The sequence below is a fragment of the Tepidimonas sp. HKU78 genome, from assembly GCF_049860815.1.
In the GTDB taxonomy this organism is placed as follows: domain Bacteria; phylum Pseudomonadota; class Gammaproteobacteria; order Burkholderiales; family Burkholderiaceae_C; genus Tepidimonas.
This window is the reverse complement of the sequence record NZ_CP187547.1, coordinates 485,692-503,261: the sequence shown is the minus strand read 5'-3', so window position 1 is coordinate 503,261 and position 17,570 is coordinate 485,692. Positions and strand designations below refer to the sequence as shown.

At 62.4% G+C, this 17,570-nt stretch carries 16 protein-coding genes and 2 pseudogenes; 12 read left to right on the top strand and 6 right to left on the bottom strand.

Going from position 1 to position 17,570, the window contains the following annotated elements:
* Positions 1 to 6 precede the first annotated feature (6 nt).
* The 3 genes from ftsH (at position 7) to yfdX1 (ending at position 3,307) form a co-directional block, all read left to right on the top strand.
* Positions 7 to 1,824 (top strand): ATP-dependent zinc metalloprotease FtsH, encoded by a 1,818-nt coding sequence (ftsH, locus tag ACPYIS_RS02520; RefSeq protein ID WP_424859295.1) that lies wholly within the window; start codon positions 7 to 9, stop codon positions 1,822 to 1,824.
* An 87-nt stretch (positions 1,825 to 1,911) separates the two neighbouring features.
* Complete coding sequence (gene hsp20-GI / locus ACPYIS_RS02515) at positions 1,912 to 2,370, top strand: small heat shock protein sHSP20-GI (RefSeq protein ID WP_395141910.1); 459 nt, start codon at positions 1,912 to 1,914, stop codon at positions 2,368 to 2,370.
* Positions 2,371 to 2,392: 22 nt separating this feature from the next.
* Positions 2,393 to 3,307, top strand: coding sequence for a heat resistance protein YfdX1 (gene yfdX1, locus ACPYIS_RS02510; protein ID WP_424859294.1), 915 nt, complete (start codon positions 2,393 to 2,395; stop codon positions 3,305 to 3,307).
* A 69-nt stretch (positions 3,308 to 3,376) separates the two neighbouring features.
* Here the strand turns inward: yfdX1 and ACPYIS_RS02505 are convergent, their stop codons facing one another.
* Positions 3,377 to 4,342: an IS481 family transposase gene (locus ACPYIS_RS02505; RefSeq protein WP_424895139.1), complete on the bottom strand. Its 966-nt coding sequence runs from the start codon at positions 4,340 to 4,342 to the stop codon at positions 3,377 to 3,379.
* A 135-nt stretch (positions 4,343 to 4,477) separates the two neighbouring features.
* Here ACPYIS_RS02505 and yfdX2 point away from each other — a divergent pair, with 135 nt between their 5' ends.
* From yfdX2 to ACPYIS_RS02470, 7 genes and pseudogenes are all read left to right on the top strand, one after another.
* A complete protein-coding gene (gene yfdX2, locus ACPYIS_RS02500; protein WP_425973834.1) occupies positions 4,478 to 5,365 on the top strand; it encodes a heat resistance protein YfdX2 in 888 nt (295 codons plus the stop codon).
* A gap of 89 nt (positions 5,366 to 5,454) precedes the next feature.
* The gene (hdeD-GI, locus tag ACPYIS_RS02495) at positions 5,455 to 6,066 is read left to right on the top strand and encodes a heat resistance membrane protein HdeD-GI (RefSeq protein WP_425973832.1); all 612 of its coding nucleotides are present in this window, start codon (positions 5,455 to 5,457) and stop codon (positions 6,064 to 6,066) included.
* 79 nt (positions 6,067 to 6,145) lie between these two features.
* Positions 6,146 to 7,291 (top strand): hypothetical protein, encoded by a 1,146-nt coding sequence (locus tag ACPYIS_RS02490; protein WP_425973830.1) that lies wholly within the window; start codon positions 6,146 to 6,148, stop codon positions 7,289 to 7,291.
* The gene (trx-GI, locus tag ACPYIS_RS02485) at positions 7,281 to 7,721 is read left to right on the top strand and encodes a heat resistance system thioredoxin Trx-GI (protein WP_424859289.1); all 441 of its coding nucleotides are present in this window, start codon (positions 7,281 to 7,283) and stop codon (positions 7,719 to 7,721) included. The genes ACPYIS_RS02490 and trx-GI overlap by 11 nt, the downstream gene beginning before the upstream one ends.
* Before the next feature lie 75 nt (positions 7,722 to 7,796).
* Positions 7,797 to 8,297 (top strand): phosphate-starvation-inducible PsiE family protein, encoded by a 501-nt coding sequence (locus tag ACPYIS_RS02480; RefSeq protein WP_395141918.1) that lies wholly within the window; start codon positions 7,797 to 7,799, stop codon positions 8,295 to 8,297.
* Positions 8,275 to 9,238: pseudogene (locus ACPYIS_RS02475) on the top strand (zinc metalloprotease HtpX). The gene ACPYIS_RS02480 and the pseudogene ACPYIS_RS02475 overlap by 23 nt, the downstream one beginning before the upstream one ends.
* A 24-nt stretch (positions 9,239 to 9,262) precedes the next feature.
* A complete protein-coding gene (locus ACPYIS_RS02470) occupies positions 9,263 to 10,414 on the top strand; it encodes a S1C family serine protease (RefSeq protein ID WP_395141922.1) in 1,152 nt (383 codons plus the stop codon).
* Positions 10,415 to 10,432: 18 nt separating this feature from the next.
* Here the strand turns inward: ACPYIS_RS02470 and ACPYIS_RS02465 are convergent, their stop codons facing one another.
* The 5 genes and pseudogenes from ACPYIS_RS02465 to ACPYIS_RS02445 form a co-directional block, all read right to left on the bottom strand.
* Positions 10,433 to 10,900, bottom strand: coding sequence for a lysozyme (locus tag ACPYIS_RS02465; RefSeq protein WP_395141924.1), 468 nt, complete (start codon positions 10,898 to 10,900; stop codon positions 10,433 to 10,435).
* Positions 10,897 to 11,241 (bottom strand): annotated as a pseudogene (locus tag ACPYIS_RS02460) (hypothetical protein); the annotation flags it as partial. The gene ACPYIS_RS02465 and the pseudogene ACPYIS_RS02460, both read right to left, overlap by 4 nt.
* A 163-nt stretch (positions 11,242 to 11,404) precedes the next feature.
* Positions 11,405 to 12,481: an IS5 family transposase gene (locus tag ACPYIS_RS02455; RefSeq protein ID WP_425973827.1), complete on the bottom strand. Its 1,077-nt coding sequence runs from the start codon at positions 12,479 to 12,481 to the stop codon at positions 11,405 to 11,407.
* Positions 12,482 to 12,580: 99 nt separating this feature from the next.
* The gene (locus ACPYIS_RS02450) at positions 12,581 to 13,963 is read right to left on the bottom strand and encodes a heavy metal sensor histidine kinase (protein ID WP_425973826.1); all 1,383 of its coding nucleotides are present in this window, start codon (positions 13,961 to 13,963) and stop codon (positions 12,581 to 12,583) included.
* The gene (locus ACPYIS_RS02445) at positions 13,964 to 14,647 is read right to left on the bottom strand and encodes a heavy metal response regulator transcription factor (protein ID WP_424895146.1); all 684 of its coding nucleotides are present in this window, start codon (positions 14,645 to 14,647) and stop codon (positions 13,964 to 13,966) included.
* Positions 14,648 to 14,801: 154 nt separating this feature from the next.
* On the opposite strand from ACPYIS_RS02445, the gene ACPYIS_RS02440 reads away from it, so the two are divergent.
* On the top strand, positions 14,802 to 16,616 hold the full coding sequence (locus ACPYIS_RS02440) for a copper resistance system multicopper oxidase (RefSeq protein ID WP_424895147.1): 1,815 nt from the start codon (positions 14,802 to 14,804) through the stop codon (positions 16,614 to 16,616).
* 23 nt (positions 16,617 to 16,639) lie between these two features.
* The gene (locus ACPYIS_RS02435) at positions 16,640 to 17,557 is read left to right on the top strand and encodes a copper resistance protein B (protein ID WP_425973824.1); all 918 of its coding nucleotides are present in this window, start codon (positions 16,640 to 16,642) and stop codon (positions 17,555 to 17,557) included.
* The last annotated feature ends 13 nt before the right edge of the window (positions 17,558 to 17,570 follow it).

Sequence of the window (17,570 nt, the reverse complement as noted above, 5' to 3'; positions counted from 1 at the left end):
TTGCCCATGGAAAAGAAAGATCAATGGAACATCGGCTACTGGATCGTCGCCGGCCTGTTGCTGCTGACGCTGCAGAACTACTGGCAGGCGGCCAAGACCGTCGAGCCCGTGCCCTACAGCGAATTCGAGAAGGCGCTGGCCGAGGGGCGCATCGCCGAAGTGCTGGTGTCGGACCGCACGGTCACCGGGCGCCTGAAATCGCCGGACAGCCAGGGCAAGACCACCATCGTGGCCACTCGCGTCGAACCCGACCTGGCCGAGCGGCTGTCCAAGTACGACGTGCCTTACGCGCGGGTGGTGGAAAACACCTGGCTACGTGATGTGCTCTCCTGGATTCTGCCGGCGGTGGCCTTCTTCGGCGTCTGGTTCTTCCTGTTCCGCCGCTTCGCCGAGAAGCAGGGCATGGGTGGCTTCCTGAGCATCGGCAAGAGCCGTGCCAAGGTATTCATGGAGAAGAACACTGGCGTGACCTTTGCCGATGTCGCTGGCGTCGATGAAGCCAAGGCGGAGTTGGTTGAGATCGTCGATTTCCTCAAGAATCCGCAGGAGTATGGACGGCTCGGGGCGCGCATTCCCAAGGGCGTGTTGCTGGTCGGCCCACCGGGCACCGGCAAGACATTGCTGGCCAAGGCCGTGGCGGGCGAGGCCGGGGTACCGTTCTTCTCCATCTCCGGCTCGGAGTTCGTCGAGATGTTCGTCGGCGTGGGTGCAGCGCGGGTGCGCGACCTGTTCGAGCAGGCCCGCGGGCAGGCGCCGGCCATCATCTTCATCGACGAGCTCGATGCGCTGGGCCGCGCGCGCGGCGTCGGCGGCCCCATCGGCGGCCACGACGAGCGCGAGCAGACCCTCAACCAACTGCTCACGGAGATGGACGGCTTCGACAGCTCGGTCGGGCTGATCATCCTCGCCGCCACCAACCGCCCCGAAATCCTCGACCAGGCGCTGCTGCGCGCCGGCCGCTTCGACCGTCAGGTGCTGGTGGACCGGCCCGACAAGAAGGGGCGGCTGGACATCCTGAAGGTTCATGTCAAGAAGGTGACGCTGGCCCAGGATGTAGACCTCGAACAGGTAGCCGCGCTGACCACGGGCTTTTCGGGTGCAGACCTCGCGAACCTGGTCAACGAGGCCGCGCTGGCCGCGACCCGGCGCAAAGCATCCGCCGTGGAGTTGCAGGATTTCACCGCCGCCATCGAGCGCATCGTGGCGGGCCTGGAGAAGAAGAACCGCGTGCTCAATCCCAAGGAGCGGGAAACCGTGGCCTATCACGAGATGGGCCATGCGCTGGTGGCGCTGGCGCTGCCCGGCACCGACCCCGTGCACAAGATATCGATCATCCCGCGCGGCATCGGCGCGCTGGGCTACACCTTGCAGCGCCCCACCGAAGACCGCTTCCTGATGACGCGTACCGATCTCGAGCACAAGATCGCCGTACTGCTGGGCGGGCGTGCCGCCGAAAAGCTGGTGTTCGGCGAGTTGTCTACCGGGGCGGCGGACGATCTGGCGCGAGCCACCGACATCGCCCGTGACATGATCACCCGCTTTGGCATGGACGAGGGCCTGGGCTACATCGCCTTCGAGGCGCAGCGGCCCCGCTTTCTCGATACACCTGAACTGGCCCACGGCGGTTGCCGGGTGGCCGAATCGACTCAGACACGCATCGACCAAGCCATCCGTGACATCGTGATGGGTGTGTTTGATCGTGCATACCGAATTCTCGAAATTAACCGAGAAGTGCTGGAGCGCTGCGCGCGCGAGCTGCTGGCGCGGGAAACGCTCGACGAAAGCGATATCCGTCAATTGACTCAAGGACTTGTTCGGAACTGAAAACAGTAGTAGGTGCCATTCAGAGTAAACCGACGGCTCTGTTCGGTGCGTCATCCAATTCGTCGGCATTGTTCAAGGAGAACCGATATGTCTGCATTGACTCCGTGGGACCCCTTCCGGGAACTGGATGAATTGCAAAACCGCCTGGCGACGATGTTCGGACGAATACCCCAGCGACAGGGCGCCCGTACCGGCAACGAAGCCATGACCACGGCGGACTGGGCACCAATGGTGGACATCAGCGAGGATGAGAACGCATTCATCCTCAAACTGGATCTGCCGGAGGTCCCCAAGGATGCCGTGCGCGTCAGCGCGGAAAACGGTGTGCTCACCATCAGCGGCGAGCGCAAACTGGAGAAAGAGGAGCAGGGCAAGAAGTTCCACCGCATCGAACGTGCGTATGGCCGCTTTGTGCGCAGCTTTGTCTTGCCTGACAACGTTGATCCGACCAAGGTGACGGCTTCCATGAAAGACGGCGTGCTGGAAGTGCGGCTTGTCAAGGCCGAGCAAGCCAAACCGAAACAGATTGAAATCTCAGTCAACTAACTTTAATTAGGAGCCCAAGATCATGAATATCAAACAGCCAAAATACATCTTCTCCGCACTTGCCCTGGCGGTCGTCGTCGGACTGAGCGGACCGGCTCTGGCCCAATCAGCGGCAGGTTCTAGCCCAGGTGCTGCAGCACCCTCTGCCGCATCCAAGGCGGCGCAGCCACAGGTAGATGACAAGGTCGCCCGGGAAGCCGCGAAAAAGCGCGCCGAACTCTCCCAAGATGCAATCACTGCGCTGGCCAAGACCCATGAGGCATTGATCCTCCTTGATGCAAAGAAGACCAAGGACGCGCTCGCTGCGCTGGAACTGGCCAGCGGAAAGCTGGAACTGGTATTGGCACGCGACGCCAAACTTGCTTTGGCGCCGGTCAATGTACGCGTCATCACCCACGATATCCACGCCAACGTGGAATCGGTGAAGAAAGCGGTCAAGTTGTCTCGGGAATTGTTGGGTGATGGCGAGGTGCAAAAGGCCCGGCCCATCGTCGCCAATCTGGCCAGCGAAATCGTGATCGAAACCGACAACCTGCCGATGGCAACGTACCCGGCAGCGATCAAGTCGGCCGCACGGCTCATCGACAGCGGCAAGATCGACGAAGCCAAAGCAGAGCTCGCCCGAGCACTGAACACGCTGGTGGTCACCCAAGTTGTACTCCCTCTGCCCGTGCTACGGGCCGAAGCCGCGATAGCAAAAGCTGAAAAGCTGGCCGAGACCGACAAGCGCGATGCCAAGCAGAACGAGGAGCTCAGCACCTTGCTTGCGTACGTGCGCACGGAGCTCGAGATGGCGCAGATCCTGGGTTATGGCAAGAAGGCGGACTTCAAGCCCATCTTCGATCAGCTGAAGTCCATTGAGCAAAAGTCGGCTGGTGGCAAAAGCGGCAAGGGATGGTTCGACGAGTTGAAGACGCGCCTCCAAAAGCTGTTTTGAGGTGATGAAGGGGCCGACTGTTCGGTCGGTCAGTCTCCCGATGTTCGCAGTCAGCCCCAATAGATTCGCCTATTTGTCAGGTCCCGGACGATTACGTGGTTTGAAGATGAAAAGATCGGGGCGTTGAGGGTACCACTTTTTCAAGGCCTCCAGAGGTGTTATGTGTCCGATTGCCTTCTGGGGTAAATGATGGTTGTACAGCCAAACATAACGGGTCAAGGTAGTCTCGAGGTCCTCGGCGCTGTTGAAGTGATGGGTGGCAAGGACCTCGGCAATACGGCCGTTGAAGCGTTCGACCATGCCATTGGTCTGAGGGTGTCTGGGCTTGGTGAGGCGATGCTCGATGCCAAGGGCCTGGCAGAGCTGATCGAACTCGTGCTTCCCGGACGGTGCGCGCGCGCCTGAGGCGAAGAGGCGATCCGTGAACTCCTTGCCGTTGTCGGTGAGGATGTGCGTGATTCTGACCGGGCAGGTCTTGTGCAAGGCCTTCAGGAAGCTTCTGGCCGCGGCTGCGGTCTTGTTTGGCTTAATCTGGATGAAGACCCAACGGGTGGCGCGGTCAATGGCGACGAAGAGATAACGCCTCTGATGTTCGTCGGGCATCTGCGGCAGGTACTTGACGTCGATGTGCAGGTAGCCCGGCATGTAGGTCTTGAATGGCTTGGAAGCAGGCGCATCCTTGGCTTCACTGGGCAGTTGGGATAGGCCATGGCGCTTGAGCAGACGATACAGCCCAGAACGTGAGGCCCGGGGGTTGATGAACTCCCGTGTGACCACCAGCAGATCGTCAAGGGGTAGCTGGAGGGTCTTGCGCAGCTCCACCACCAAAAGCTCCTGCGCCGGGGTGAGCGTCGTCTGCAAACGATGCGCGGTATGCGGGCGATCTTCCACAAAGTCCCGACGCTTCCAGCGGCGGATGGTGTCTTCGGATACGCCCAACTCGGCTGCCAAGGCCGCAACCGACAAGGACGAGGACTGGATGTAGGCGCGGGTGGCGGGGGTTGTGGTGGCGTTTTTGTGTAGGCGAATAATCATGGTTGAGCGCTCCGGAGGTTGTCGATCAGCTCTCGCATCACTGCGCGACTAACGAAGAGTGCACGACGCGAAGGATCTATGCAATCGTCCGGAACCCTACACCTATTTTCACTAACTCATACGAGGCATATCACCATGAATGAGCAAACATCGAATCCCAATGCGACGAACAAAGAAATAAACGAACAGGCCGCGGTAAGCAGCCTTCCTGTCAGTCCAGAGGCCAAGCCTGAAGTCGTCACGGAGGTACAGCCTGAGGTTCAGAAGGAAACGGACTCGCAGGCGGCAGACAAACGTAAACAAGTCCTCGATGAGGCCGTCTCGGCCTTGTCGCTGACCAAATCCGCGCTGGCCGCACTTGACGGCAAGGACACTGCACGCGCAGTGGCAATGCTGGCCGAAGTGACGGGAAAGCTGGAGCTGATCGTCGCGCGCGAACCCACGCTCGCCCTGGCCCCCGTTGATGTGCGCACCATCGTGCACGACTTGTTCGCCAACACGGAAACCATTGAGGCGATGATCGACGAGGCGCTGGATGCCCTCAAACATGGCGAGGTGCAACAGGCACGTCACGTGCTGGCTTTGCTGGCCAGTGAAATCGTGATCGTGGTCACCAACATCCCTCTGGCGTCCTATCCCGCAGCCGTGAAGGCAGTCGTGCCGCTGATCGATCAGGGCAAGATCGAAGAAGCCAAAGCCGCGCTGCAGTCAGCGCTCAGCACGCTGGTCGAGGAGCGCAGCGTGCTTCCGCTGCCCGTCCTGCGTGCGAAGCTGCTCCTGAAGCGCGCCGAGCCCTTGGTAGAAGATGGTCAGCGGAGCGAAGCGTCCAATGAGCGCCTGGCGACATTATTGAACGAAGCGCGGCAGCAGTTGGAAATGGCAGAACTGCTGGGCTATGGAAAGAAGAAGGACTTTGAGCCCCTGTATGCTGAACTCAAGAAAGTCAAGCAAAAGACGGCTGGGGGAGGCGGCGGAAAAGGCTGGCTCGATGAAGTCAAGGCAAAACTGTCCAAGTTGTTCTGAAACCCCTGGAGAGGGGGCGCATAGCGCCCCCTCTCTTGTCCCATGAGTGTTTGATTTTTCATTTCGTATAGATCTTTAGGAGATATTGCATGAACACAGACACCATCGCCAATTCCAATGCGGATGACCCCACCAAAGCACTGTGTTCGCTGAGCCAGAATTGGTGGCTTTTTGCGCTGCGCGGTGTCTTGGCATTGATTTTCGCAGCCCTTGCGTTCTGGATGCCACAATCGGCTCTGTTGGCCATGACCATCATGTTCGGCGCATTTTCCTTGGTCAATGGCGCTTTCAACTTGGTTGCAGCGGTGCGCCATATCCAGAAAAAAGAGCGCTGGGGCTGGCTGCTGTTCAGCGGCATTGTCGGCATACTTACGGGCGTCGTCGTCCTGGTTGCTCCTTGGGTCGCCACGATAGTCTTGGCTTCTTTTTTATGGGCTAGCGTGGGCTTCTGGGCGATTTTCACCGGTGTGCTGGAGATATCCGCCGCCGTTCGGCTGCGTCGGGAAATCAAGGGTGAAATCTGGCTTGCCTTCAGTGGACTGCTCTCGATTGTCCTTGGCGCTATCGTCTTGTGGATATTTTTTTCCCGTCCGGTCGAGTCATTCCTGGCCGCAGGCTGGCTGTTGGGCTTCTATGCGGCAGTCTATGGTGTCACGCTTTTGTTCTTGAGTTGGCGTCTTCGCAAAACGCGCCAGGGATAAGAGCGGGTCAAACTAAATTCTATGGATGTGAGCATTTTCGGTTCGTGCCTCCATAGAAATGACATTAAAGGAGTCATACATGCAGATGCAATATAGCTATCGAGCTATCGACAAAGAGTTTCATGAACCATGGCAGAGAGCTTTGGGAAATGTGATCGAGCACGCCCTCAAGCCATTGCTCGACAAACACACTAAAGATTCAGTGCGACTTCAAATCGTCCTTGATCGCGACAAGACCAAGCGGCAATTTCTGGCCAGTGGCTATATGCACCTGCCCGGCAAAAAGATTGTCAGCGTTACTGCATCACATGACGAGCTGACGCCCCTCGCGCAGATGCTCGCACAGTCGTTGTTCCGTCAGGCCAAGAAGCATTTTGACCGGCTGCATGCTCAGGACCAGATCAAGCGCAAAGCACGACGCGAGCGCTTGCGCGAGCTCAAGGTGCGGATTGCCGCAAAACCCGCGTCAGCCGCCCATGAGGCCAAAGTGACCCGAATGCCTCTACTGTCGAAACTTGAGGCTGTCGCAAGGCGTGAGCTGGCTTATCTGCGTGCCGTCGGCGATTTGCCGCGTGATTATCCGACGCTGCGCGACGTGGTGGATGAAGCGATTCTCCAAGCTGAGGTGGAATGGCAATCCGTGCCGGAAGAAAAAGCGGCTTACGTCGGTCTTCTGAAGCATCTGTTCGCCGTCCTGGATAACGAAGTGGCAAACAGCCGGCAATTTGGCGAATTCGTTTCTCTGGACGCGCCGGTCGAAGCGGATGCCCAGGACGTCGCCGAGGCCATGGTGGAAGAGGAAGTCTTCGAATTTTATCAGCCCGACGACACACTCAGGCTGGCCGATATCATCGCTGACAGTCAGCATCCCGACGCCGCAACGATCGCGGAACAGGAGGAGCTAGTTGATCGGTCGAGCGAGTTCGCTTTTGCATTCGATCTGCTGAAGGACATGCCGCGTTTGTGGCGGCGCATTTTTCTACTCATCCGTGTGGATGGGCTGGATGCCAGCAGCGTCTGTGAAATCCTGCTGATTCCTGGTAAGGAAGATACTGTCCAAAGGTGGCTCATGCAGGCCGAAGCGTTCATCGCTGCTCATTTGGAAGAGGCCGGAGTAAGCAAAGACGGGAACGATTGGCTCCAAGGCGTTGATTGGTCGGCATTGTCTGTGACCCGAAGCGCGGCAGCCTCACTGTGGTCCAAGGAGGCGAACCATGAAGAATGATCTTCACCTCGTCTGTCCGCATTGCCAGTCCATCAACCGCGTACCGACTGCGAAGCTATCGGAACATCCCAACTGCGGCCGCTGCCAGCAGCCCTTGTTCACGGGCGAACCCATCGAGTTGACCACGGCGACGTTCTCGCGCCACGTGGAGCGCAGCGACCTGCCACTGTTGGTCGATTTCTGGGCACCTTGGTGCGGGCCGTGCAAGATGATGGCCCCGCAGTTCCAGCAAGCGGCGCGCCAGCTCGAACCCAGGGTCAGGCTGGCCAAGGTCAATACCGAGGCAGAACCCCACCTGGCCGCGCAGTTCGGCATCCGCAGCATTCCAACCCTGATTTTGTTCCGAGGGGGACATGAGGTTGCACGTCAGGCGGGCGCCATGGGCGCGCAGGACATTATGCGCTGGGTGGCTTCGCAATTGCCCCGATGATTCAGGTGCAATCGAGTCGTTTTCTCGGACTCCCCGTTCCATTAACGTTTCATTGAAAGAGGGAGCGCAACGCTTATGCATAAAGAATCTGGCCACACGGCCTTTGACGAGATGCGCTCCCAGTGGCGGTTGATGACAGTTTACGAGCGCTTCGAGCAGGTCGTCGCCCTCGTTCTGTCGGCGGTAATTGCCGTCATCATCGTGGTGTCGCTGTTCCAGCTCATCGCCATCGTCTTCACGCTGCTGGTCCTCGATGCCTTCAATCCCCTGGATCACAAGGTATTCCAGAGTGTGTTCGGCATGATCATGACGCTCTTGATCGCGATGGAGTTCAAGCATTCCATCGTGCGCGTGGCGGCGCGTCGGGACAGCATCATCCAGGTCAAGACCGTGATCCTCATCGGCCTGATCGCGCTGGCGCGCAAGTTCGTGGTCCTCGACCCCGAGGCCAGCCCTGGCAAGATCGCCGCGCTTGCAGGAGCCACACTGGCGCTCGGTGTCACTTACTGGCTGATGCGCGAGCGCGACGACCGTGCCGCCGAGACATCTGAGCATGACCCGTCATCATCCCAGTGACCCGCGCGGCGTTGTTGCAACACCGCTGGCTCAACCGCCTGCAGACCGGGCTGTTGGTCCTGACCCTGATCGGGATCGCAGCCACCGCAGGAAGCCTGCTGTTCGGGGAAAGCGGCCTGTGGCTCGCGCTGTTTGCAGTTGCAGGCACGTTGTTGCTGGAACCGGCAGCCGCATCCGCCTTGACCTTGCGCCTGTACCGCGCACGGGCTTTGCGCCCGCACGAAGCCCCGGAAATTTGGGCCCTGTTGCGCGAGCTGTCCGCCCGTGCCGGTTTGCCCGCCACGCCGGTGCCGCACTACGTGCCCAGTGCCGTCGTCAACGCCTTCGCCACCGGCTCGAAGCAGCATGCATCGATCGCCCTCACCGATGGCCTGCTGCGCAACCTGAGTCCGCGCGAACTGGCGGGTGTGCTAGCGCACGAGGTCGCGCACATCGCTAATGAGGATATGCGTGTCATGGGGCTGGCGGATTCCGTCAGTCGCCTCACGAGCCTGCTGGCTATGGTCGGACAGATCGCTATTGTGTTCAGCTTGCCCGCACTGCTGGCCGGCGCGGTGGCGGTCAATTGGCCTGGACTGCTTCTGCTGGCCGCCTCGCCCCAGCTGGCCCTGCTCGCACAGCTCGGCTTGTCTCGCGTGCGTGAGTTCGACGCTGACCGCCTCGCGGCGGAACTGACCGGCGACCCGCAAGGGCTGGCGTCCGCGCTGGCGAAAATCGAGCGGGTCAGCCGCTCCTGGCGTGCCTGGCTGTGGCCGGGATGGGGCAATCCCGAGCCTTCCTGGTTGCGCACGCATCCGGCAACGCAAGATCGCATCTCACGCCTGCTGACGTTGGCGCCTGGACCAGCAACAGCCTTGCCGTTTCACGCGCCCCATTTCTTGCCGGAATCCGCTGTGACGCCGCGCCCGCCGCGCTGGCGCCCGAGCGGGCTATGGCGCTGATTGTCTATCAACAGGAGACTTCTCATGGCCTACCCTGACCCGTACCCACGCCCCGCACCGGATCCCTTCATCCGGCGCTGGCTCTTCATCACCGCCTGCATTGCTGCGCTCATGCTGCTGTGGCAGTTCCTGCCCGCCATCGAGGCATGGTTCAGTCCGCGCGAGGCGGCAGAGCGCACCGTGACGGCGCGCGGCGACTTGGCGGCGGACGAAAAGGCCACCATCGAACTGTTCGAAAAATCACGCGCCTCGGTGGTCTACATCACCACCGCGCAGCTGGTGCGCGACGTCTGGACGCGCAATGTCTTCTCCGTGCCCCGTGGCACGGGATCGGGCTTCATCTGGGACGACGCCGGCCACGTCGTCACCAACTTCCACGTCATCCAGGGCGCGTCCGAAGCCACCGTCAAACTCGCCGATGGCCGCGACTACCAGGCCGCGCTGGTGGGGGCCAGCCCAGCACACGACATCGCCGTACTCAAAATCGGCGTCGGCTTCAAACGCCCGCCTGCCGTGCCGGTCGGCACCAGCGCCGACCTCAAGGTGGGACAGAAGGTGTTTGCTATCGGCAACCCCTTTGGCCTGGACTGGACGCTCACCACCGGCATCGTCTCCGCGCTCGACCGCTCGTTACCGGGAGAAGCGGGCGGCCCGGCCATTGATCACCTGATTCAGACCGACGCCGCCATTAACCCCGGCAACTCGGGCGGCCCCCTGCTCGATTCGGCCGGTCGGCTTATCGGCATCAACACGGCGATCTACAGCCCCTCCGGCGCCTCGGCCGGGATTGGGTTCGCCGTGCCGGTGGACACCGTCATGCGCGTAGTCCCGCAACTCATCAAGACTGGTAAGTACATCCGTCCGGCGCTGGGCATTGAGGTGGACGAACAACTCAATCAGCGCCTGCTGGCGCTGACTGGAGGCAAGGGCGTGTTCGTGCTGCGTGTTACCCCTGGTTCGGCAGCGCACAAGGCCGGCCTCGCGGGTGTCGAAGTCACGCCGCAAGGCATCGTGCCCGGCGACCGCATCATCGGTGTTGATGGCAAGGCGACAGACGATGTGGCTAAGCTGCTCGCGCGGCTAGACGACAGGAAGGTCGGCGATGTGGTGGTCTTGTCAGTGGAACGGGCCGGCAAAACGCGCGAAGTGCGTGTGGAGCTGCAACCGGGGATTTGATCGAGTCGACCCGGTCTATCAGGCGGCGCGGAGCAGGCAAGTCGCCTCGGCCTCCCGCCGCGTGACAAGCCCCGGCAGCACCTTGCCACCGCCAAAGACCCAGCGCCGCAGCTCGGTTGCGGCGCTGGGCCAGTCGCGCTGATTGACTCGCCTCCGTAGCGTCGACGTCTGCAGCCGCCCCGCGCCGAGGTTGAACGTGAAGTCCACGATGGCGGCGAGCCTGCTCTCGGGTTCGGTGGCCAGCACCGGGCAGTAGCGCAGCGTGGCGGCGAGTGCCGATTGGAGGTCGCGGACCAGATAGACCTCGGCTTCAGCCTCCGTGATCGGGGGATGCTTTGGATCGCAGAGATGGCCGTACCCAATCGTCCAGAAACCTGCGGGGCAGATGTAGGGGACGGCGGCGATCTCGACTCCACGCTTGACCCTGCGTTCGAATCCCTCGAAGCGCTTGGCCAGCTCGATGGCTGTTTGTGGTACGTCGATCACGGTCGCACCCGGTCGAACACGCGCCCGAGGAACCAGAAGTTCAGCACGCCGGCCCACAGGGCTTGGTCGGCATCGGTCCATGCGTGGACGATGGCGACGCCCCAGTCGGCACCGCCCTCAATGGCAGCAACGAAGGCGGCCGTTTTTGCAGCGCAGTACAGCGCCATGAACCAATACGTGATGACTGGGCGAACGCTGCTCGACAGAGCATCGGCCCAGCGGGCGCCCGATCGCTGCCCCTGGGCGGCGACCGCTTCGCGCAAGGTCTCGAGGGCGCCCACGTTCCAGGCGGCATCGGCCCCGGCGCCGATCTCGGCCATGCGCTGGGCGCCGCGCAGGGCACTTCGCATAACCCCATTTCCGAAGACTGAACCGGCATGAGGGCGCTCGCGTCGTTCAGTTCGGGGTTCTCGGTGCCGCTCAGGCCCCGTCATCGCAGCCTTGGCGGGCGCCCGAGGCCCTGCAAAACGGCGTTTGCAGGCTGCAGCGGGCGCACCTCTGCCTTCATCGCGCACACCCGCACGGGTCATGGCGCACCAGCCAGACCAGCCGCTTGGCGTTGTACGCCGCGCACTTCAGCAGGATCGCCAGTTCGTTTCTCGCCAGCGTCATCGCCCGCACGCACTTGCCGCCCAACTGCTCGAGGCCGGCGAACACATGTTCGCCTCTGGCGCGGACGCGGTTGATCGCCTTGTTGCGCGCGTCCAGTCGCACGCGCCGCTCCTGCCCGGGCTTGGCACGCCGCGCGATGCCGTCGCGCAGCCCGTGGGCCTGCAGCAACTGGCGGTTGGTCTGCGCGTCGTAGCCTCGGTCGGCCAGCAGCCGCGCGCCGGTGTTGGCGCGGTCCAGCACCTCCTTGAGCGTCTGGCCGTCATCGACATTGGCCGGCGTGACCTTGACCCGGCGGATCAGCTTGTAGCGCGCGTCCGCGTTGGCGTGCACCTTGTAGCCGTAGAAGCTCTTGCCGTGCTTCTTGGTCCAGCGCGCGTCGCGGTCGGTGTGCTGCAGCCGCTTGGCATTCCAGCCCTCGGGCCTGCGGCCTTCGTTGAGCGCTTCGCGCTCGTCCTTGTTCGCCTGGGTGAGCGGTGCCTGCACGATGCTGGCATCCACGATCTGCCCGCCGCGCGGGATGTAGCCGTGCTGCTGCAACTGCAGGCTCACCGCCTCGAAGATGGCGCGCCCGCCCAGACCGCCTTGGGCCAAGCGCTGCTTGAAACTCCACAGCGTGCGCGCATCGGGGATGTGCAGTGCTGCGTCCAGGCGGCAGAAGTGCTGGAAGCTCATGCGGTCCAGCACCTGGTACTCGCAGTCCTCGTCGCTGAGGTTGTACAGCGACTGGATGAACAGCAGCCGCACCATCACCTCGGTGGGGTACGGCGGGCGCCCGCCTTTGCTACGGTCAGCGCGAGGGCAGGCGGTGTCGACCCGGGCGGCAATGGCCGCGAAGTCGATCAGTTCGTCCATTGCTGCCAGGTTGGCGATGAAGCCGCCGAGCTTGGCTTGGCGTTGGTCTTGCACGAACAGGTCAGCGCCAGGCTGGTGACGCCACAAAGACGAGGGCTTGATGCGCGGGGTGATCATGGGCGACATCATGCCGGCTCACTGGCGACAACGGTTAGGGAGGTTTCGAGAAGTGCCCCAAAGGCACTTGGGCTGGCTCGCCCCAACTGCTTCACCTCATCAGGTTCCGCCTGGGAACTCCAGGCAGAACCGGGTCCTGCCCTGCGCGGACGTCACGCTGATCGATCCTCCATGGGTTTGCATAATGGCGCGGGTAATCGCCAATCCCAGCCCTGCGCCGTCGGTTTCCGGATGTGACCGCGATGGGTCAGCACGGTAAAACCGATCGAACAGGCGCGGCAGTACCCTCGGGTCGATGTCCTCGCCGGTGTTCTCGACGCTCACCCGGGTGGCTTGGGAAGACTGGCTGATCTCGATCGTGACCTCGCCATGTGGCGGGGTGTGGCGCAGCGCGTTCGAAAGCAGATTGCTCAGGGCACGGCGGAACATCAAGCGATCACCGACGATCTCGCCCTCACCACGCTGAGCCAGTCTGACGCCCTTCTCCTCGGCGACCGCCTCATAGAACTCGATCAGGGCGTGCGTTTCCTCGGCTGCCGAGAAACGTTCCCGGTTTGGCAGCATCATCCCGCGTTCGGCCTTGGCCAGGAACAGCATATCGGACACCATGCGGCCCAGACGCTGCAGTTCCTCGGCATTGGAAGCCAGGATCTCCCGGTAGGTATCGGCATCCCGCCGGGTAGCCAACGCGACCTGGGTCTGGGTCAGCAGGTTGCTCAGGGGGGTGCGCAGCTCATGCGCCAGATTCGACGAGAACTCCGACAGTCGCGTGAACGCGTCTTCCAGCCGGTCCAGCATCTTGTTGAGTTCGTGAGCCAGATCGGCCATTTCGATGGGTACCGCCTCGACGGGCATGCGCTGGTGCAGCCGCTGGCTCGTGAGCGTGGTGGCTCTGGATTTCATGGCACGCAATGGCGCCAGCCCCTTGTACGCGGCAAACCAGCTCAGCAAGCCACAGATGACGATCGTCACGACGGCATAGGTCATCAGGGTGCGCCGCAACTCCAGCATGAACCGTGTGTGATGCGCCGTGTCCATGGCAACGAGGATGTCCAGCCGCGTCGTTGCGTCATAGGCTGGAATAACCCGGACAAGCATCCCGCGAAACGCCTGCCCTTCGTCGGCCCAATGGATCAGCGCGTCGTTGCCGTTGCCTTCATCGGCCGGTGACAGTTCGCGCGGGAGGCGAAATCCTTCGGACTGGAAGAGCGTTTCACCTTTCGAATCATGGACGCTGACGTACAGCCCGTGATGGTGGCTCGATGCCTCACGCAGCAGCCACTTGGCGTCCTCGGCCGAATTGGATCGCGCCAAAATATCCTCGATCAGGTGCTGCTTGTCCTGCAGCGCCATGTGATCCAGCTCGATGAAATGCCGATCGGATGCAGCGATGACCAACAAGGCCAAGCCAAACACCACAGCCGCAGCCGCCAACGTAAAGAAGAGGGTGAGCCGGGTCGTCAGTGACAGGGAGCGAAACATTCAGTGCTCCTCCGGCACTTCCAATACGTAACCCATGCCACGTACGGTGTGGATCAGCTTGACCTCATGCCCCGCATCAATCTTCGCGCGCAAGCGCGAGATGGCCACCTCGATCACATTGGTGTCGCTGTCGAAATTTATGTCCCAGACCTGCGAGGCGATCAGGGAGCGGGGCAGGACCTCGCCATGACGGCGCATCAGCAGTTCCAGCAAGCCGAACTCTTTGGCCGTCAGGCTGATTCGTCGCCCGCCGCGTGAAACGCGTCGGCGCAGCAGGTCCAGTTCGAGGTCGGCCACGCGCAGCACGGTGCTCTCGTTGCCGCTGCGCCCTCGACGCAGGATCGTGCGCACGCGGGCCAGCAATTCGGCAAAGGAGAAAGGCTTGACCAGATAGTCGTCCGCACCGAGTTCAAGGCCTTTGACCCGGTCTTCCACCTGATCGCGTGCGGTCAGGAACAGCACCGGCATCTGCAGGCCGCGATGGCGCAAGGACTGGAGTACCTGCCAGCCGTCGAGGCCGGGCAGCATCACATCCAGGATGACCAGGTCGTACTCGCCCTGCAAGGCCAGGTGCAGACCGTCGGCGCCGTCTTGCGCCAGATCGACCACGAAACCCGCTTCGCTCAAGCCTTGACGCAGGTAGTCGCCCGTTTTGGGCTCATCTTCAACGATCAGTATCTTCATGAGGGTGCTCGGCCATATCGAATAGCCGCTAGTGTGACGATTTTGGGTGCACCTGACATGAAGATAACAAACATGTAATCTAACGAACAGCATCCTGACAGGGTGGCTCCATAGCATCTCACCCACGACTTCAGTAACTCATCGCGAGAAGCCCATGTCATCTTTGAGTCCGTTTCATTTGCCATTGCCGTTGATGCCCTCGCGGCGGCGTTTCGTGCGCGGCTTGGTCGCCGGCGGCGTGATGGTCGGCCTGTCACCCTGGGTGCGTGCTGCGGCACAGGGGCTGGCCGACACGCGCACGGGTGCGGCGCCCGTGCTCAGCGGCACGAACATCGACCTGGTGGTTGCCGAGTCGCCGGTCAACTTCACCGGCAGGCCAAGGATGGCGACCACCATCAACGGCTCCATCCCGGCGCCGACGCTCAAACTTCGGGAAGGCGACACGGTCACCATCCGCGTCACCAACCGCCTGCGCGAAGCCACCTCGATCCACTGGCACGGGATCATCCTGCCCTACCAGATGGACGGGGTGCCTGGGGTCAGTTTCCCGGGCATCGCCCCTGGCGAAACCTTCACCTACCAGTTTCGCCTCGAACAAACCGGCACCTACTGGTATCACTCGCACTCCGGCATGCAGGAGCAGACCGGCATGTACGGGGCCTTGATCGTCGAGCCGCGTGAGGCAGACCCCATCCGCGCCGACCGCGACCATGTCGTGCTGCTGTCCGACTGGACCGACGAAGACCCCATGCGGGTGCTCGCCAAGCTCAAGGTGCAGAGCGACTACTACAACTACAACCAGCCGACGGCCATTGACTTCTTCCGCGACGTCGCCGACATGGGGCTTTCCCGCGCACTCGACAAGCGTGCGATGTGGAACCAGATGCGGATGAACCCGACCGATCTGGCCGATCTCTCGGGGGCGACATTGACCTACCTGATGAACGGCGTCACCCCTGCCGGCAATTGGACTGGCCTGTTCCGGCCGGGCGAGCGCGTGCGTCTGCGGTTCATCAACGGCGCGGCCAACACCTTCTACGACGTGCGCATCCCGGGGCTCAAGATGACGGTGGTGCAAAGCGACGGGCAGAACGTCGAGCCCGTCACCGTCGATGAGTTCCGCTTCGGGCCGGGCGAGACCTACGACGTGATCGTCACGCCCCGAGAGGACGCCTACACGATCTTCGCGCAATCGATGGATCGAACCGGCTTCGCCCGCGGCACGCTCGCGGTGCGCGAGGGCTTGAACGCCGCCGTGCCTGCTCTCGATCCCGTCGAATGGCTCACCATGGCCGACATGATGGGCGCGATGGACCACGGCGCGATGGGCCACGACATGCCGGGCATGAAGCACGACATGTCCGGCATGAACCATGGCGCGATGGCCATGGATCACGGCCAGCACGCGATGCATGGCATGACAGGCGGCGCGATGGCCAAGCCCAGCGCCACGGTCCGTCACGCACGCACGGAATACGGCCCAAGCACGGATATGCGGGTGGACATGCCGCGCACCAATCTTGACGATCCGGGCATTGGCCTGCGCAACAACGGCCGGCGCGTGCTGACGCTGGCCGACCTCAAAACGATCGGCGGCCCTCTCGATCCTCGCGGGGCCGAGCGCGAGATCGAGCTGCACCTCACCGGCAACATGGAGCGCTATACCTGGTCGCTCGACGGCCTCGAGTTCGGCAAGAGCACGCCGGTGCATCTGAAGTACGGCGAGCGGGTGCGCGTCATCCTGCACAACGACACGATGATGACGCACCCGATGCATTTGCATGGGCTGTGGAGCGAGGTGGAAACGCCCGACGGGCAGTTCCTGGTGCGTCGCCACACCGTCCCGGTTCAACCCGCGCAGCGCGTCAGCTTCCTCGTGACCGCCGACGCCCTGGGTCGCTGGGCCTGGCACTGCCACCTGATGTTGCACATGGACATGGGCATGTTCCGCGTGGTGGTCGTGTCATGAAACTCATCCCAAGTAGATTCGCCATGAAACCCTGCTCTCTCTTCACTGCGGCGCTGGTGCTGCTCGGTGCGGCGCCCGTCTGGGCGCAAACAACGATGGAAGGCGGCGCCCATGCCGCGCACTCGGGCGCGGCTGCCGCCCCAACGCGCGCCCCATCGTCCGCGAACGCCACCATGGACCACGGCAGCATGCGCATGCAAGGCGGCCCCGCCCCCGCCGATGCCCGCGATCCGCACGCGTATGCCAATGGCTTGACCTTGGAGTCGGGCCCGTACGCATTTCCTGGGCCACGGCAACTGCGGCTGTCCGATGAACATGCGTTCGGCAGCGTGCTCCTCGATCGCCTGGAGCGCGTCGACACGAAGGACGGCAACGCCACCGCCTATGAGGCGCAAGCCTGGTTCGGCGGCACCTACGACCGCCTGGTCCTCAAGGCCGAGGGTGACGTCGCCAAAGGCAAACTGGAGGAGGCACGCACGGAGGTCCTGTGGGGCCATGCGATCGCCTCGTACTGGGACACCCAACTCGGGGTGCGGCTGGACAGCGGCACGGGGCCTGACCGGACTTGGCTCGCTGTGGGCATCCAAGGGCTCGCCCCGTACTGGTTCGACGTCGATGCCACCGCCTACGTCGGCAGCTCGGGACGCACGGCACTGCGCCTGTCGGGCGAGTACGAACTCCTGCTCACCCAGCGCCTGATTCTGCAGCCCCGCATGGAAGTCAATCTGTATGGCCGGCGCGATGAAGCGCGTGGCCTGGGCAGCGGGCTGGCCGATGCGGCGGCAGGCCTGCGCCTGCGTTACGAGTTCTCGCGCCAGTTCGCGCCCTACGTCGGCGTCGAATGGGCTCGCAAGTTCGGACAGACCGCCGATTTTGCGCGCGCCGAAGGACAGCGTACCCGGGAAACGCGTTATGTGGCGGGTGTGCGGCTGTGGTTCTAGAAGCCGCCACGCG

Excerpts from the sequence above, each read along its gene's own strand:
- hdeD-GI (WP_425973832.1), top strand. The coding sequence starts at position 5,455 with ATGAACACAGACACCATCGCCAATTCCAATGCGGATGACCCCACCAAA.
- hsp20-GI (WP_395141910.1), top strand. The coding sequence starts at position 1,912 with ATGTCTGCATTGACTCCGTGGGACCCCTTCCGGGAACTGGATGAATTG.
- ACPYIS_RS02480 (WP_395141918.1), top strand. The coding sequence starts at position 7,797 with ATGCATAAAGAATCTGGCCACACGGCCTTTGACGAGATGCGCTCCCAG.
- ACPYIS_RS02440 (WP_424895147.1), top strand. The coding sequence starts at position 14,802 with ATGTCATCTTTGAGTCCGTTTCATTTGCCATTGCCGTTGATGCCCTCG.
- ACPYIS_RS02490 (WP_425973830.1), top strand. The coding sequence starts at position 6,146 with ATGCAGATGCAATATAGCTATCGAGCTATCGACAAAGAGTTTCATGAA.
- trx-GI (WP_424859289.1), top strand. The coding sequence starts at position 7,281 with ATGAAGAATGATCTTCACCTCGTCTGTCCGCATTGCCAGTCCATCAAC.
- ACPYIS_RS02435 (WP_425973824.1), top strand. The coding sequence starts at position 16,640 with ATGAAACCCTGCTCTCTCTTCACTGCGGCGCTGGTGCTGCTCGGTGCG.
- yfdX1 (WP_424859294.1), top strand. The coding sequence starts at position 2,393 with ATGAATATCAAACAGCCAAAATACATCTTCTCCGCACTTGCCCTGGCG.
- ACPYIS_RS02455 (WP_425973827.1), bottom strand. The coding sequence starts at position 12,481 with ATGATCACCCCGCGCATCAAGCCCTCGTCTTTGTGGCGTCACCAGCCT.
- ACPYIS_RS02470 (WP_395141922.1), top strand. The coding sequence starts at position 9,263 with ATGGCCTACCCTGACCCGTACCCACGCCCCGCACCGGATCCCTTCATC.
- yfdX2 (WP_425973834.1), top strand. The coding sequence starts at position 4,478 with ATGAATGAGCAAACATCGAATCCCAATGCGACGAACAAAGAAATAAAC.
- ACPYIS_RS02445 (WP_424895146.1), bottom strand. The coding sequence starts at position 14,647 with ATGAAGATACTGATCGTTGAAGATGAGCCCAAAACGGGCGACTACCTG.
- ACPYIS_RS02505 (WP_424895139.1), bottom strand. The coding sequence starts at position 4,342 with ATGATTATTCGCCTACACAAAAACGCCACCACAACCCCCGCCACCCGC.
- ACPYIS_RS02450 (WP_425973826.1), bottom strand. The coding sequence starts at position 13,963 with ATGTTTCGCTCCCTGTCACTGACGACCCGGCTCACCCTCTTCTTTACG.
- ftsH (WP_424859295.1), top strand. The coding sequence starts at position 7 with ATGGAAAAGAAAGATCAATGGAACATCGGCTACTGGATCGTCGCCGGC.